11 protein-coding genes are annotated in these 12,613 nt (G+C 72.1%); 6 read left to right on the forward strand and 5 right to left on the reverse strand.

Going from position 1 to position 12,613, the window contains the following annotated elements:
- Positions 1 to 2 precede the first annotated feature (2 nt).
- From ACGFY5_RS01490 to ACGFY5_RS01505, 4 genes are all read right to left on the reverse strand, one after another.
- Positions 3 to 1,007 carry an SAM-dependent methyltransferase gene (locus ACGFY5_RS01490; protein ID WP_392716110.1) on the reverse strand — a complete coding sequence of 335 codons (1,005 nt, stop codon included), beginning with the start codon at positions 1,005 to 1,007 and terminating at the stop codon, positions 3 to 5.
- A gap of 62 nt (positions 1,008 to 1,069) precedes the next feature.
- Positions 1,070 to 2,011, reverse strand: coding sequence for an ABC transporter permease (locus ACGFY5_RS01495; protein ID WP_392716112.1), 942 nt, complete (start codon positions 2,009 to 2,011; stop codon positions 1,070 to 1,072).
- Positions 1,998 to 2,981: an ABC transporter ATP-binding protein gene (locus ACGFY5_RS01500; RefSeq protein WP_392716114.1), complete on the reverse strand. Its 984-nt coding sequence runs from the start codon at positions 2,979 to 2,981 to the stop codon at positions 1,998 to 2,000. The genes ACGFY5_RS01495 and ACGFY5_RS01500 overlap by 14 nt, the downstream gene beginning before the upstream one ends.
- Positions 2,978 to 4,162, reverse strand: coding sequence for an outer membrane lipoprotein carrier protein LolA (locus ACGFY5_RS01505; protein ID WP_392716116.1), 1,185 nt, complete (start codon positions 4,160 to 4,162; stop codon positions 2,978 to 2,980). The genes ACGFY5_RS01500 and ACGFY5_RS01505 overlap by 4 nt, the downstream gene beginning before the upstream one ends.
- 138 nt (positions 4,163 to 4,300) lie before the next feature.
- Between ACGFY5_RS01505 and ACGFY5_RS01510 the strand changes: the two genes are divergently transcribed.
- Together ACGFY5_RS01510 and ACGFY5_RS01515 are read left to right on the forward strand one after the other, a co-directional pair.
- On the forward strand, positions 4,301 to 4,978 hold the full coding sequence (locus tag ACGFY5_RS01510; RefSeq protein WP_392718605.1) for a response regulator transcription factor: 678 nt from the start codon (positions 4,301 to 4,303) through the stop codon (positions 4,976 to 4,978).
- Complete coding sequence (locus tag ACGFY5_RS01515; RefSeq protein ID WP_392716118.1) at positions 4,975 to 6,393, forward strand: ATP-binding protein; 1,419 nt, start codon at positions 4,975 to 4,977, stop codon at positions 6,391 to 6,393. Before ACGFY5_RS01510 ends, ACGFY5_RS01515 begins: the two co-directional genes overlap by 4 nt.
- A 69-nt stretch (positions 6,394 to 6,462) precedes the next feature.
- On the opposite strand, the gene ACGFY5_RS01520 is transcribed toward ACGFY5_RS01515, so the two are convergent.
- Positions 6,463 to 7,992: a DoxX family protein gene (locus ACGFY5_RS01520; protein ID WP_392716120.1), complete on the reverse strand. Its 1,530-nt coding sequence runs from the start codon at positions 7,990 to 7,992 to the stop codon at positions 6,463 to 6,465.
- Between the two features lie 223 nt (positions 7,993 to 8,215).
- Here ACGFY5_RS01520 and ACGFY5_RS01525 point away from each other — a divergent pair, with 223 nt between their 5' ends.
- The 4 genes from ACGFY5_RS01525 to nadC are packed head-to-tail and all read left to right on the forward strand — an operon-like array spanning position 8,216 to position 12,607.
- Entirely contained in the window at positions 8,216 to 9,151 is a 936-nt protein-coding gene (locus ACGFY5_RS01525; protein WP_392716122.1) for a Rossmann-like and DUF2520 domain-containing protein, read from the forward strand.
- Positions 9,152 to 9,202: 51 nt separating this feature from the next.
- The gene (gene panC / locus ACGFY5_RS01530; RefSeq protein WP_392716124.1) at positions 9,203 to 10,081 is read left to right on the forward strand and encodes a pantoate--beta-alanine ligase; all 879 of its coding nucleotides are present in this window, start codon (positions 9,203 to 9,205) and stop codon (positions 10,079 to 10,081) included.
- A gap of 31 nt (positions 10,082 to 10,112) precedes the next feature.
- The gene (locus ACGFY5_RS01535) at positions 10,113 to 11,759 is read left to right on the forward strand and encodes an L-aspartate oxidase (protein ID WP_392716126.1); all 1,647 of its coding nucleotides are present in this window, start codon (positions 10,113 to 10,115) and stop codon (positions 11,757 to 11,759) included.
- Positions 11,756 to 12,607 (forward strand): carboxylating nicotinate-nucleotide diphosphorylase, encoded by an 852-nt coding sequence (gene nadC / locus ACGFY5_RS01540; RefSeq protein WP_392716128.1) that lies wholly within the window; start codon positions 11,756 to 11,758, stop codon positions 12,605 to 12,607. The genes ACGFY5_RS01535 and nadC overlap by 4 nt, the downstream gene beginning before the upstream one ends.
- The last annotated feature ends 6 nt before the right edge of the window (positions 12,608 to 12,613 follow it).

The raw sequence follows: 12,613 nt of genomic DNA on the forward strand, positions 1-12,613 counted from the left end.
ACCTATACGCGGCGTCCTTCCGCCCGATCGGCAGCGTCGCCCTCAAAGGGCTCCAGGTCAAGGAGTTGACTGTCTTCGGCGTTCTGTGGCTGGAACAGCCACCAGAAGGCCCCTAGGCCGTCGGGGTCCAGGAGCTCGGCGGCTCGGGACGTTGAGCTCAGCGCGCGTAGGTAGCCCGCGGGGTCCGTGCTCGCCTGTTCTCGGGGCGGCAACCCTGCGGAGATGCCCAACGCGCGCAGGACGTCGCGCTGACGTCGCAGTGCGGCGCCGGGCGCGAGCGAGTCCATCGCCACGTGCGCGGTGAGATCGCAGGTCCCGTCCGGCACCGGCGGTACCTGGCGACCGTCGCGGTAGCCCGTCAGCGTCCCGCCTGCGGGCCGCGCATCCGACACGTGTCCGTAGTCGACGGCGACGGCGAGCCCGCGCCGCACGCGCCGTGCGGCCGCGGCCCACGCCACGTCGCGCGCCAGCCCGATCTCGGCCCGCTCGCCCGGCTCCCGAAGCGGCCACCACCGCTCCAGCCACGCGGCGTCGGGACCCGCCACGGCAGGGCCGAGGGACTCCGCCCCCGACGGCGACACGAGCACCACTCGGTCGACGCCCGCAGCGTCCCGACAAACCACGTCCAGCGGGACGTTGTCGAGCCATTCGTTCGCCACCAGTAGCCCGGTGACTTCCGGAACCTCGGCGGTCCACCGAAACCCGACCCCCTCCGGACGCGGCCCGCGCTCCACCGCGGTGAGCCGCAGCCGCCGCCCTATCCCCGAGGGCACCGAGAGCGCCGACAACAGCTCGCCGCCTCCGGCCCCGACATCGACGAGGTCGAGCGGATCGGGCCGCCCCAGCGCGTGGTCGACCCGCGACAGCAGCTCCCCGATCGCCTCCGCGAACAGGCCCGGAGCGGCATGCACCGACGTACGGAAATGCGCCGCCGGCCGATTGGCGAGATAAAACCCGCCCGGCCCGTACAGGGCTTCCTGCGCCGCTGCCCGCCACGAAACCGCCACGCGGGAACCCTATTCCGCGGCCGCCCCAGCGCGCCGCGGTGCGTGGCCAGCGCGCGAAAGCCTCAGGACGTGACGTCCTTCGAGGCGAAACGAGCCCACGCGGCGGAGCCGAACACCGCGGTCCAGACCAGCGAGCTGATCAACCCCGGCACCAACGCGCCGTACGTGATCGGATCCCGCAGCAGTTCGCCGAAATCCGTCCAGTACGTCGTCAGCAGGAACGGATGGATCACCTCGAGCTGCGGCACCGCGCCGAGGATCTGCGACGTGATCGTCGTGGCCACCACGGCGATCGTGGCGCCGATCGGCTGTTCGGTGAGCGTCGAGACGAACAGCCCGACCGCCACGAGCGCAACCAGGCACAGCGTCAGGTACACGCACACCATGCCGAGCCGGAGCAGCGCCTCGCCGAACCCGACCTGGGTGCCCGACAGCAACGCGGCCGGCCCACCGCCGAACAGCAGCAACCCGACGCCGGCCCCGGCCACCGCGATCACCAGCGTGCCGACGAACGTGTACGTCACCACCGCCGCGAACTTCGTCAGCAGCAGGCGGGTGCGGCTCACCGGCACGGTCAGCAGATATCTCAGCGTGCCGAGCGACGCCTCACCGGCGATCGCGTCGGCCGCCGTGGAGGAGACCGCCAGCGGCAGGAACAGCGGCAGCGCCACCGTCAGCGCGGTCAGCGCCACGAACAGCCCGTTGCCGTTCACCAGCGACAGGAACGCCGGACCGTCAGCACCGGCGCGCGGACCGGACCACCACACCGCCACCGCGATGACGACCGGCACCGCGGCGAGCATGGCCAGCGCGGCCTGGTTGCGCCGCCGCCCGAACATCAGCCGCAGCTCGGACCGCAGCAGCCGCCCGGTCGGACTCGTGCCCGATTTTTGGCCGGTGACCAGCGCCGGAACGTCGTCCGCAGCCGAGGCACGAGCCGGACGCAACGTCGGTACCGGCACGAACGCGCCGGGCACCAACGCGTACTGCTTAGCCGCTGACATCGAAGCCCTCCCCGGTGAGCCCGACGAATACCGATTCGAGGTCCGGAACCACCACGCGGAAGCCCTGGACCGGAACACCGTCGTACACCAGCGCTGCGACAATTCGATCCGACGGCAGGTCAGCGAGGGCGGCACTGACCCGGCGCCCACGCACCGCGATTTCGGGCAGCTCGAGTCGCTGCATCGTCGCGATCGCGTCCACCGGCCGTTCGGTCTCGACCTCGACGCGGGTCGCGGTGCCTGCGCGCAGCTCGGCCAGCGGTCCCTGCGCGACCAGCCGCCCGGCGTGCATCACCCCGACATGCGTGCAGATCTGCTCGACTTCCGCCAACAGGTGGGTCGAGAGCATCACCGTGGTGCCGGCGGCGGCGAGTTCCGCGATCAACGTCCGGACCTCGCGGGTGCCCTGCGGGTCCAGGCCGTTCGTCGGCTCGTCGAGGATGAACAGCTCGCGTGGCCGCAGCAGCGCGGCGGCGAGCCCGAGCCGCTGGCGCATGCCGAGCGAGTAGGTGCGGTACCGCTTGCGTTCCGCCGGAGTGAGGCCTACCCGGTCCAGTGCGGCGCCGATCCGTGCACGCGAGGTGCTCGGGTCGGCCGTGCGGTCCACGGCATCCAGACGGCGGAGGTTGTCGAGCCCGGACAGGTGCGGGTAGAACGCCGGCCCTTCGACCAGCGCCCCGACCCGCGGCAGGATCGCGGCGGCGTCCTCGGGCATCTGCCCGTTGAGCAGCCGGTGCGTGCCCGCGGTGGGGCGGGCCAGGCCGAGCAGCATCCGGATCGTCGTCGTCTTCCCCGATCCGTTCGGCCCGAGGAAGCCGAAAACCGCACCGGTGGGCACGGCGAGGTCGAGGTTGTCGACCGCTACCTGCCCACCGCGGAACTGCTTGGTCAAACCCGTGGTGGCGATCGCGTGCGCGTCCGCCGAAGCCCTCGAATGCCTCCGCGGACGCTCGACTGCGGGCGCTGTCACCGCGCTGCCGCCTGGTAGAGGCGCTCGGGATCGACGGCGCCGAACACGAGCCGACCGTCGTCGGTCAGCACCGCGCAGAGCAGGTCGGACTCGAGCAGGCGCCCGCTGCCCCAGGAGCCGCTCACCTTCGGCAGCATTCCGAGCATCGACTTCGCGCGGTCGTCGCTCGATTCGACGGAGTCCAGCCCGCTCAGGATGCCGACCTGCGTCCAGCCGGAGCCCACGACCGACAGGCGGTCCTTGATCGCCGGGTGTTCGGTGGCGGCGACGGGTTGCTCGGTGACCGTCGCGCCGGGCGGCGGCGTGAACGTGAACTGCGCCGGGTCGGGCGCGGAGAAGGAGACCTGGGTGAAGCCGACCTCGAACGCCGGCTTGGACGCGTCCCGCGCGTAGAGCCGGACACGCAGCGGCATCTTCTTCTCGGAGTCGATCGCCAAGCGAACCTGTCCGATGCGGCTGGCCTTGTCTTTGGGCTTCAGCACGAGTTCGTACGCGGCCCGGCCGGCGACCTTGGCGGTGCCGTCGGTGGTGACCTCGGTGGTCGGCGAAATCGCGGCCAGTGCCTGGTCGGCAGCCTCCTGCGGCGTGCTCGGCAGCGGGCTGCCCGACGGCTGGACCTTCTTCAGGTCCTCGTCGGTGAGCCGGGTGTGCGTCGCCTGGTTCTTCTGGCTGGACCACGTCCACACGTCGTTGCCGTTGCGGACGACGTCGGACTCACCGAGCGAACCGACCAGCGCGACCCGCTGCTTGTCCTCCCCGCCGTACCAGACACGTAGCGTGTGGGTGCCGGTCAGCATCGACGTGAAGTCCGAACTGCCCTGGGATCCCGCGGTGGAGAAGTTCGGCAGGCCGAGGTCGGACTTCTGGACGACGGTGCCCGACAGCGGCTGGGGAACCGCTGTCTGCAGATCGACGAGGAGCTCGGCGGCGGTGCGCGGCGGAAGCGCCGGGGAGGCGTCCGCGGCGGTGAGGAATCGGCTGACTCCACCGATGGCCACGGCCAGGACCAGCACGACGGCCGGGAACGCCCAGCGGAGGGACGGCCGACGCACGAACAGCGGCCGCCGGGGCGGCACCGTCGTGTCGGAGTTCCAACTCGAGCCACTGAGTACTTCCGGCTCCGAGTGGTGGTCCTGCGGGGACCGCTCGGGCGGCGGTGCCCCGGAATCCCGCGAAGACATGGCGAACACCTCTCGGTGGGCAGCGGTACAAGTTGATGCTGCTCGGTGCATGCTGAGATCGGGCTGAGACGGTGGGCACTCCTCAGGCTCTTCTCAGTGCTAATGACAACGCTTGCCACTATGCGCGAAGGGAAACAAGTGCGGGTACTGGTCGTCGAGGACGAGGTCCGGCTGGCCGGAGCGCTCAAGCGTGGCCTGCAGGCCGAGGGGTTCGTCGTCGACGTCGCCCACGACGGTCAGGACGGCCTGGAGCGCACCCGGCAGAACGAGTACGACGCGGTCGTGCTCGACGTCATGCTGCCCAAGCTCTCCGGCTACCGCGTGGTGCAGGCGCTGCGCGCGGACCGGAACTGGGTGCCGGTGCTGATGCTCTCGGCCAAGGACGGCGAGTACGACCAGGCGGACGGCCTGGACGCCGGTGCCGACGACTACCTGACGAAGCCGTTCTCCTACGTCGTGCTGGTCGCCCGGCTGCGAGCGCTGCTGCGCCGCGGCACGCCGGAGCGCCCGGTCGCACTGAGCGCCGGCGACCTCGTGCTCGACCCCGCGTCCAAGCGCGTGACCCGGGGCGACGTCGAGGTCACGCTGACCGCGCGGGAGTTCGCGCTGCTGGAGTACCTCATGCGGCACGCCGGAGAGGTCGTCAGCAAGGTCGAGCTGCTCGAACACGTCTGGGACCTCTACGACACCGGCGAGGCCAACGTCGTCGAGGTGTACATCGGTTACCTGCGGCGCAAGATCGACCAGCCGTTCGACCGCCGGGCGGTGACGACCGTGCGCGGAGCCGGGTACCGGCTGGAGCCGGACGGCGGATGAGCCTGCTCCGGCTACCGATGCGGTTCTGGTGGCGTGCCCGGCTGAGCACGCGACTGGTGGCGCTGGCCACCGCCGCGGTGGTGGTCGCGCTCGCCGTGAGCACGGTCGTGTTGGTGGTCGTGCTGAAGTCGTCGCTGGAGCGGGCGCTGGACGCGGCGGCCCGGCAGACCGGTGAGGACGTCGCCGCGCTGGTCACCACCGACAGCCTGCCCAACCCGATTCCCGCCGGCGGCACGACGGTCGTCCAGGTGATCGACGCGAACGGCGCGGTGCTGGCCGTTTCCTCGGGCGCCGACCGGCTCGTCCCGATGCTGCCGAAGGACGAACTTGCGCTGGTCAAGCGTGACCAGGAGCGGTACGAACCCGGTTACCGGTTCGGGGTGAAGGACGTCGTGCGGGTGGTCGCGGTCTCCGCCGGGGACAAGACCGTGCTGGTCGCGATCCCGGCCGGCGAGGTGCACGAGTCGGTCCGGGTGGTGCGGGTCGGGCTGTTGTCCGGCTACGCGGTGCTGCTCGTGCTGCTCGTCGTGCTCGCCTGGCGGATGGTCGGGGCCGCGCTGAGTCCCGTGGAGGCGCTGCGGCGTGGCGCGGAGGCGATCGCGTCCGGCGGGGCGTCACCGCCCCGGTCGGACAGCGGACGGTTGCCGCTGCCACGCGCCCAGGACGAGATCTACCGGCTGGCGGTCACGCTCAACACGATGCTCGGTCGGCTGGACGCCGTGCGCGCCCGACAGCGAGCGTTCGTCGCGGACGCCGCGCACGAACTACGCAGTCCGCTCGCGAGCCTGCGGACACAGATCGAGGTCGCGGAGGTGACGTCGGTCCCGGCCGAACCCGCCGACTTGTTGGCCGACGTCGAACGACTGACCCGGCTCGTCGACGACCTGCTGCTGCTCGCGCGCATGGACGATGCACCGGCTGGGGGGCACCCGGCGGCGCGGCGCCCGGCCGAGCCGGTGGAGATGGCGGTCGTCGTGGATGCGGCGGTCGGGCGGTCCGCGGGGGCGCGGGTGCCGGTGGAGCGCGTGGATCGGCCGGGTGCGGCGTCGGCCGTCGTCGAGGGTGACGAGGACGCGTTGACCAGGGTCGTGACGAATTTGGTCGAGAACGCCGCCCGGTACGCCGAGACGCGCGTCGAGGTGCGGGTCGGGGCCGCCGACGGGCGCGCGTGGTTGCAAGTCGTGGACGACGGGCCGGGGATTCCGGCGGCCGACCGGGAGCGGGTGTTCGCGCGGTTCACCCGGCGTGACGACGCTCGGGACCGGGACAGCGGGGGAGCGGGGCTCGGGCTGGCGATCGCCAGGGAGATCGTGCGGCGGCACGGCGGGACGATCGCGCTCTCGGACGCCTCGCCGCACGGCCTGGTGGCGACGGTTCGGATTCCGTTGTCGCTTCCGGGGGAGTCCGACGAATGATGGCGCCTCGACGTTGCGGCTCGGGCCTGAGCCGCAACGTCAAGGCGCCATCGAGAAGGTCGCTCCCGGTTACAGCAGGTGAGCGCCGAGGCTGGTGAGCATGGCGAGTAGTGCGATCCCGGCGGCGACGCACTGCACGGCGGCGCCGTTGAAGAACGGGATCCGGGAGTCGACGGAGTACCGGCCCGGGCCGGCGAGGAGCAGGCCCAGTGCGGCGCCGCTGAGGATGAGCGGTAGCTCGATGCCGTCGTGGCTGGCGAAGAAGCCGTTGCCGAGGTTGACGGCCACCATCGCGTTGACCGTCACGCCGATGATGCCGCCCGCGGCGAGCGGGGTGAGCAGGCCGGCGGCGAGGAACAGGCCGCCGAACAGTTCGCCGACGATGGCGGCGAGGGCGAACAGGGCGCCCGGGGCGTAGCCCAGGGCGGAGAAGCCGTCGGCGGTGGCGCCGAAGCCGTCGCCGCCGAACACGCCGAAGGCTTTTTGGGCGCCGTGGGCGGCCATGATCAGGCCGACGGCCAGTCTCATGACCAGGAGGCCCGCGTCGGAGACCGCGGCTGGGGTCTCGATCGTGAGCAGCGCGCTGGTGGAGCCCCAGTCGAGAGGTGCGGCGTGGCGTGGGCCCGCCCAGATCGTGCGGTTGGTTGTCGGCGGCGCGGCGTAGCTCAGGTCGAACGGACCGGTCGTCCGAGGCGGCGGCGCCGCCGGGTGCCGCGGCGGCGCGTGCCCCGCGCCGGGGTGCGCTTGGCCTGCGGCGGGGTGCGCTTGGCCTGCGGCGGGGTGCGCGTGGCCTGCGGCGGGGTGGGCCGGGCCCGGGTGCGCCGGGTCGGGGTTTGGGGCGCCGGGGTGTGGTGCGGGGCCTGGGGCCGGGTGGGTGGGGGCTGATTGGTCTGGTGGGGCGTGGGTGGCTGGGGGCGGCATGGTGGGGGGTGCGAGGCGGGGCATGCCGGCCGTCAGCGCGGCGGCTGTTGCCTTGGCTTCGGCCGGTTGAGTTCCACTCGGGGTCGAGATGATCGGGCGGCCGAGCACCGGCACGAACGGCTCGGGCTCCGCTTTCTTCACCTCCGGCGCCACCGCTTCGGCCACCGGAGCGGGCGGCTGACCCGCTTCGGGTGCCTCGGCGGTCCCAGCCACGACCGGCTCCGCGGCCGCCGGAGCAGCGGCGGCTGCGGCGCCGGCGGCTGCGGGAGCCGCGGAGGCCTCTGCAGTGGCGTCTGCGGACGCCGGAGCATGCGCGGCTGCTGCAGCATGCGCGGCTGCCGGAGCGTCGGCGGATGCCGGGGTGTGCGCGGACGCTGGAGTATGCGCGGACGCTGGAGCATGGGCGGACGCCGGAGGATGCGCGGCTGCTGGAGCATGGGCGGCTGCTGGAGCGTCGGCGGGTGCCGGGGTGTGCGCGGCTGCGGGGGTGTCGGGGGGTTCGCTGGGCTCGGGGGTGTCGTCGGGGGCGTCGGGGGAGGGGGGTGGCATGACGCTGGTCGGGGCCGCTACTACGGCGCTCCACAGTGCGTCGAGCACCGAGCGCTCCTCGAACACCGAGTGGTGTTCGGGCTCGGCGGCCCGTCGGCCGTGCCTGCTCGTCGTGGCACTGCGCGCCATGCAGCCTCCTCGGACCCGGCGGGCGAAGTCACTTTCACCCCATTAATAGATGAATACCCCAATTCCGGCAAGTGGTGTAATTCGCTCGTTGTAGTGCCGACAAACGTTGACACCGTTCGCCCTGCGGTAACGGTGTTGTGACACACCCGACACGGACTTCTCGGCGCATCCCAAACCCGCGCATACTTGCGCCGACCGGTACCGGAAGCCCGAGGACTGGATCATGGATCACGCGCAGAATTCGCCCTCTCCCGCCGAAAGGCCGGACCCCGCCGATCGGCCGGGACGCCTCACTGTCGGCCTCGTCGGCGCCGGCCGCGCGGGATCGGTGCTGGCCGCCGCACTGGCCCGCGTCGGGCACCGTACGGTCGCGGTCTCCGCGGTGAGCAGCGCCTCCCGCGAGCGCGCCGCGCAGCGTCTGCCCGGGGCTCCGATCGTTCCCCCGGACTCGGTCGTCGCGGCGGCAGATCTCGCGCTGCTCGCGGTCCCCGACGACGCGCTGGAACCGCTGGTCACGGGGCTCGCCGAGGTCGGCGCGTTCCGCCCGGGTCAGCTGGTCGTGCACATCTGTGGTGCGCACGGGCTCGACGTCCTGCAACCGGCGACGCGTGCGGGCGCCCTGCCCCTGGCCCTGCACCCGATCATGACGTTCACCGGCCGCGACGAGGACGAGAGCCGGCTCGCCGGGGTGCACTGGGGAGTGACGACGGTGCCGGAGCTGCGGCCGGTCGGCGAGGCCCTGGTCGTCGAGATGGGTGGCGAGCCGCTCTGGGTCGCCGACGCGCAGCGGCCGCTGTATCACGCGGCGCTCGTCGTGGCCGCGAACCACCTGGTCACGCTGATCAACGACGCGGTCGACCTGCTGCGCGCGGCCGGGGTCGAGCGGCCCGGTGCGGCGCTCGCCCCGCTGGCCGGTGCCGCGCTGGACAACGCGCTGCGTTCCGGCGACGCCGCCCTCACCGGACCGGTGTCGCGTGGGGACGCCGGCACCGTTGCCAACCACCTCGACGCCCTGCGCGGACGCCAGCCCAGCGCGGTGGCCGGTTACCTGGCCATGGCCCGCCGGACCGCCGACCGGGCCATCGCCGCCGGCCGCCTCGACCCCGCCGCAGCCGAGAACCTCCTGGACGTCCTGGGCGACCATTCAGCCGCCACCTAGCCCTCCCACGGTGGTGCTGCGATTAGCGTCGATATGAGCTTGGAGGGACAGATGAGCGCAGTACGGGTGCCCATCGTGGTCAACGAGCGCGAAGCGCTCGCGATCGAACGGGAGCGGGCGGACGGGCCCGTGGCGGTCGTGATGACGATGGGCGCGCTGCACGAAGGACATGCGGCGCTGCTGCGGCAGGCACGGGCGCGGGCCGCGACAGTCATCACGACGATCTTCGTGAACCCGCTGCAGTTCGGTCCGAACGAGGACTTCGACCGCTATCCGCGCACGCTCGAAACCGATCTCGAGCTGTGCGCGCGGGAAGACGTCGACATCGTTTTCGCGCCGACGGCGGCCGTGATGTACCCGAACGGGCAGCCACGGACGCGGGTCAATCCAGGGCCGCTCGGCGAGATCCTGGAGGGTGCGAGCCGTCCCGGGTTCTTCCACGGCGTGCTCACCGTCGTGCTCAAGCTGATCAACCTGACCAGGCCGGACGTCATCTTCTTCGGCGAGAAGGACTACCAGCAGGTCGCGCTGGTGCGGCAGATGGTGCGCGACTTCGATCTCGACATCGAGGTCGTCGGCGTACCGACCGTGCGCGAACCCGACGGGCTGGCGCTCTCCAGCCGTAACCGGTACCTGTCCGAGCCGGAGCGTGCCACCGCACTCGCGCTCGCGGCAGCTCTCCGCGCCGGCGCGGCCGCGGGCGGGAACGGGGCCCAGGCGGTCGAAGCCGCAGCGAAAGACGTACTCGGAAAAGCCGAGGGGCTGACGCTCGACTACGCCGTCGTGACCGCTCCCGACCTCGGCTCGGCGCCCGACGCCGGTGAGGCCCGTCTGATCCTCGCGGCGAAGGTCGGAACCACCCGGCTGATCGACAACGGCCCGGTGAGGCTCGCGTCACGGACCGAGCTACCGCCGTTCACCGGCAATTAGGCTGCCGGACGTGGATGTCCAACGGAGGACTGTGGGTGCTGGAAACACGATCCCGCGTCGCTTGCTGACCGCGTCGCCGGGCTGGACCGTCACCGCTGACGTCTGCGTGATCGGTTCCGGCGTCGCCGGGCTGTGCGCCGCGCTGCACGCGCGGGAGGCCGGCCTGTCGGTCGTCGTCGTGACGAAGGTCAACATCGACGACGGGTCGACGCGGTGGGCGCAGGGTGGCATCGCCGCGGTGCTCGACCCGCTCGACACCCCGGCAGCGCACGCGCAGGACACGCTGGTCGCCGGCGTGGGGCTCTGCGACCCGGCGGCTGTCGACGTGCTGACGCGGGAGGGGCCGGGGCGGCTGCACGAGCTGATCCGCGTCGGCGCGGAGTTCGACCGGAACACCGACGGATCGCTGATGCTCACCCGGGAAGGTGGCCATCACGCGAATCGCATCGTGCACGCCGGTGGCGACGCCACGGGCGCCGAGGTGCAGCGCGCGCTGCACGCCGCCATCCACCGCGATCCCGGTATCCGGCTGATCGAGCACGCGCTGGTGCTCGACCTGCTCACCGGTGCCGATGGCCGAGCCGCGGGCCTCAGCCTGCACGTGCTCGGCGAGGGGTCGGAGGACGGTGTCGGCGCGGTGCTGGCGCGGGCGGTCGTGCTGGCCACCGGCGGTCTCGGGCAGGTGTTCGCGTCGACGACGAACCCGGCGGTCTCCACGGGCGACGGCGTGGCGTTGGCGCTGCGCGCCGGGGCGGCCGTCACCGACCTGGAGTTCGTCCAGTTCCACCCGACCGCGCTGTACCTGGGCGCCAACGCCCCCGCCGGCCAGCAGCCGCTGGTGAGCGAGGCGATGCGCGGTGAGGGCGCCTATCTGCGCAACGCGGCCGGCGAGCGGTTCATGGTGGGTCGCCACGAGCTGGCCGAGCTCGCCCCACGGGACGTCGTCGCGAAGAACATCACGCGCGAGATGCTGTCGTCGGGGTCGGAGCACGTCTGGCTGGACGCCCGGCACCTCGGGGCAGACTTCCTGGAGCACCGGTTCCCGTCGATTCTGGCGCGGGCCCGGCAGGCGGGGATCGACCCGGTGAACGACCTGGTGCCGGTGGCGCCGGCGGCCCACTACGCGTCCGGCGGCGTCCGCACGGACCTGCAGGGCCGCACCAGCGTTCCCGGGCTCTACGCGTGCGGTGAGGTCGCCTGCACGGGTGTGCACGGTGCCAACCGGCTGGCGTCGAATTCGCTGCTCGAAGGCCTGGTGTTCGCCGGGCGGATCGGGCTCGACCTGGCTCGCGACCTGCCCGCGCAGGCCGATCCGGTCGACGTCGAGGGGTCCGGGCTCGAGCACTACGTGGTGTCGTCGACGGTGCGTGAGGACCTGCAGCACGCGATGGTGCGGGGCGCCGGTGTGCTGCGCTCCGCGTCGTCGTTGCAGTCGACGTCCGAGACGCTGGTGCAGCTGGGCGGCAAGCGCTCGATGGACCCGCGCCCGGTCAACTGGGAGGTCACGAACCTCCACACGGTCGCGACCGCGCTGGTCGCCGCTGCCTCGGCGCGCGAGGAGACCCGCGGCTGCCACTGGCGCGAGGACTTCCCCGACGCGTCCGACGAGTGGCGGGGACACCTGCTGGCCGCGATAGCGCCGGACGGGGCGCTCACCGAAACGTATGAGGCGATGTGAATCTCGATCCGGCCTGGGTGGCCGACGTGGTGGCGCGGGCGCTGGCCGAGGATCTCGGCGGTCCCGACGGCGTCGACGTGACGAGCGTGGCGACGATCCCGGCCGACCAGGTCGACGTCGTGGACATGGTGGCGCGTGCTTCCGGTGTGGTGGCGGGGTTGCCGGTGGCATTGGCGGTGTTCTCGTCTTTCGAAGGCGTTTCGGTCGAGGCGGTCGTCGACGATGGGGCGGCGGTGCAGCGCGGGGACGTTCTCGCGACCATCACCGGGCCGACCCGCGCGCTGCTCACCGCGGAACGCACGGCGCTCAACCTCATCTCCCGGGCCTCCGGGGTGGCGACCCACACCAGGCGCTGGGCTGACGCCCTCTCCGGCACCGGGGCGCAGGTGCTCGATACGCGGAAGACGACGCCGGGGCTGCGCGCGCTGGAGAAGTACGCCGTTCGGGCCGGTGGCGGCACGAACAAGCGGATGGGCCTGTACGACGTCGCGATGATCAAGGACAACCACAAGTTGGCCGCGGGGTCGATCACGGCAGCGTATGAAAAAGTCCGGCAGACGTTCCCGGACGTACCTGTGCAGGTGGAGGTCACGACGGTCGCGGAGGCGATCGAGGCGGTGACCGCCGGGGCCACGTTCCTGCTGCTCGACAACATGGCGCCGCCGCTGCTGCGTGAGGTGGTCGCCGCGGTCGGTGGCAAGGCCGAACTGGAAGCCACCGGAAACCTGACGCTGGACCGCGCCCGCGAGTTCGCCGAGACCGGCGTGAATTATCTGTCGGTCGGCGGGCTCACGCATTCGTCGCCGATTCTCGACATCGCGTTGGACCTTCGACCCCGAGAGGCGTAAAAGACG

Source organism: Cryptosporangium sp. NPDC048952, assembly GCF_043197895.1.
GTDB lineage: Bacteria > Actinomycetota > Actinomycetes > Mycobacteriales > Cryptosporangiaceae > Cryptosporangium.

What these genes read in the sequence shown, in the direction of transcription:
- ACGFY5_RS01520 (WP_392716120.1), bottom strand. Translation starts at nt 7,992, where the DNA reads ATGGCGCGCAGTGCCACGACGAGCAGGCACGGCCGACGGGCCGCCGAG.
- panC (WP_392716124.1), top strand. Translation starts at nt 9,203, where the DNA reads ATGAGCGCAGTACGGGTGCCCATCGTGGTCAACGAGCGCGAAGCGCTC.
- ACGFY5_RS01515 (WP_392716118.1), top strand. Translation starts at nt 4,975, where the DNA reads ATGAGCCTGCTCCGGCTACCGATGCGGTTCTGGTGGCGTGCCCGGCTG.
- ACGFY5_RS01495 (WP_392716112.1), bottom strand. Translation starts at nt 2,011, where the DNA reads ATGTCAGCGGCTAAGCAGTACGCGTTGGTGCCCGGCGCGTTCGTGCCG.
- ACGFY5_RS01525 (WP_392716122.1), top strand. Translation starts at nt 8,216, where the DNA reads ATGGATCACGCGCAGAATTCGCCCTCTCCCGCCGAAAGGCCGGACCCC.
- ACGFY5_RS01505 (WP_392716116.1), bottom strand. Translation starts at nt 4,162, where the DNA reads ATGTCTTCGCGGGATTCCGGGGCACCGCCGCCCGAGCGGTCCCCGCAG.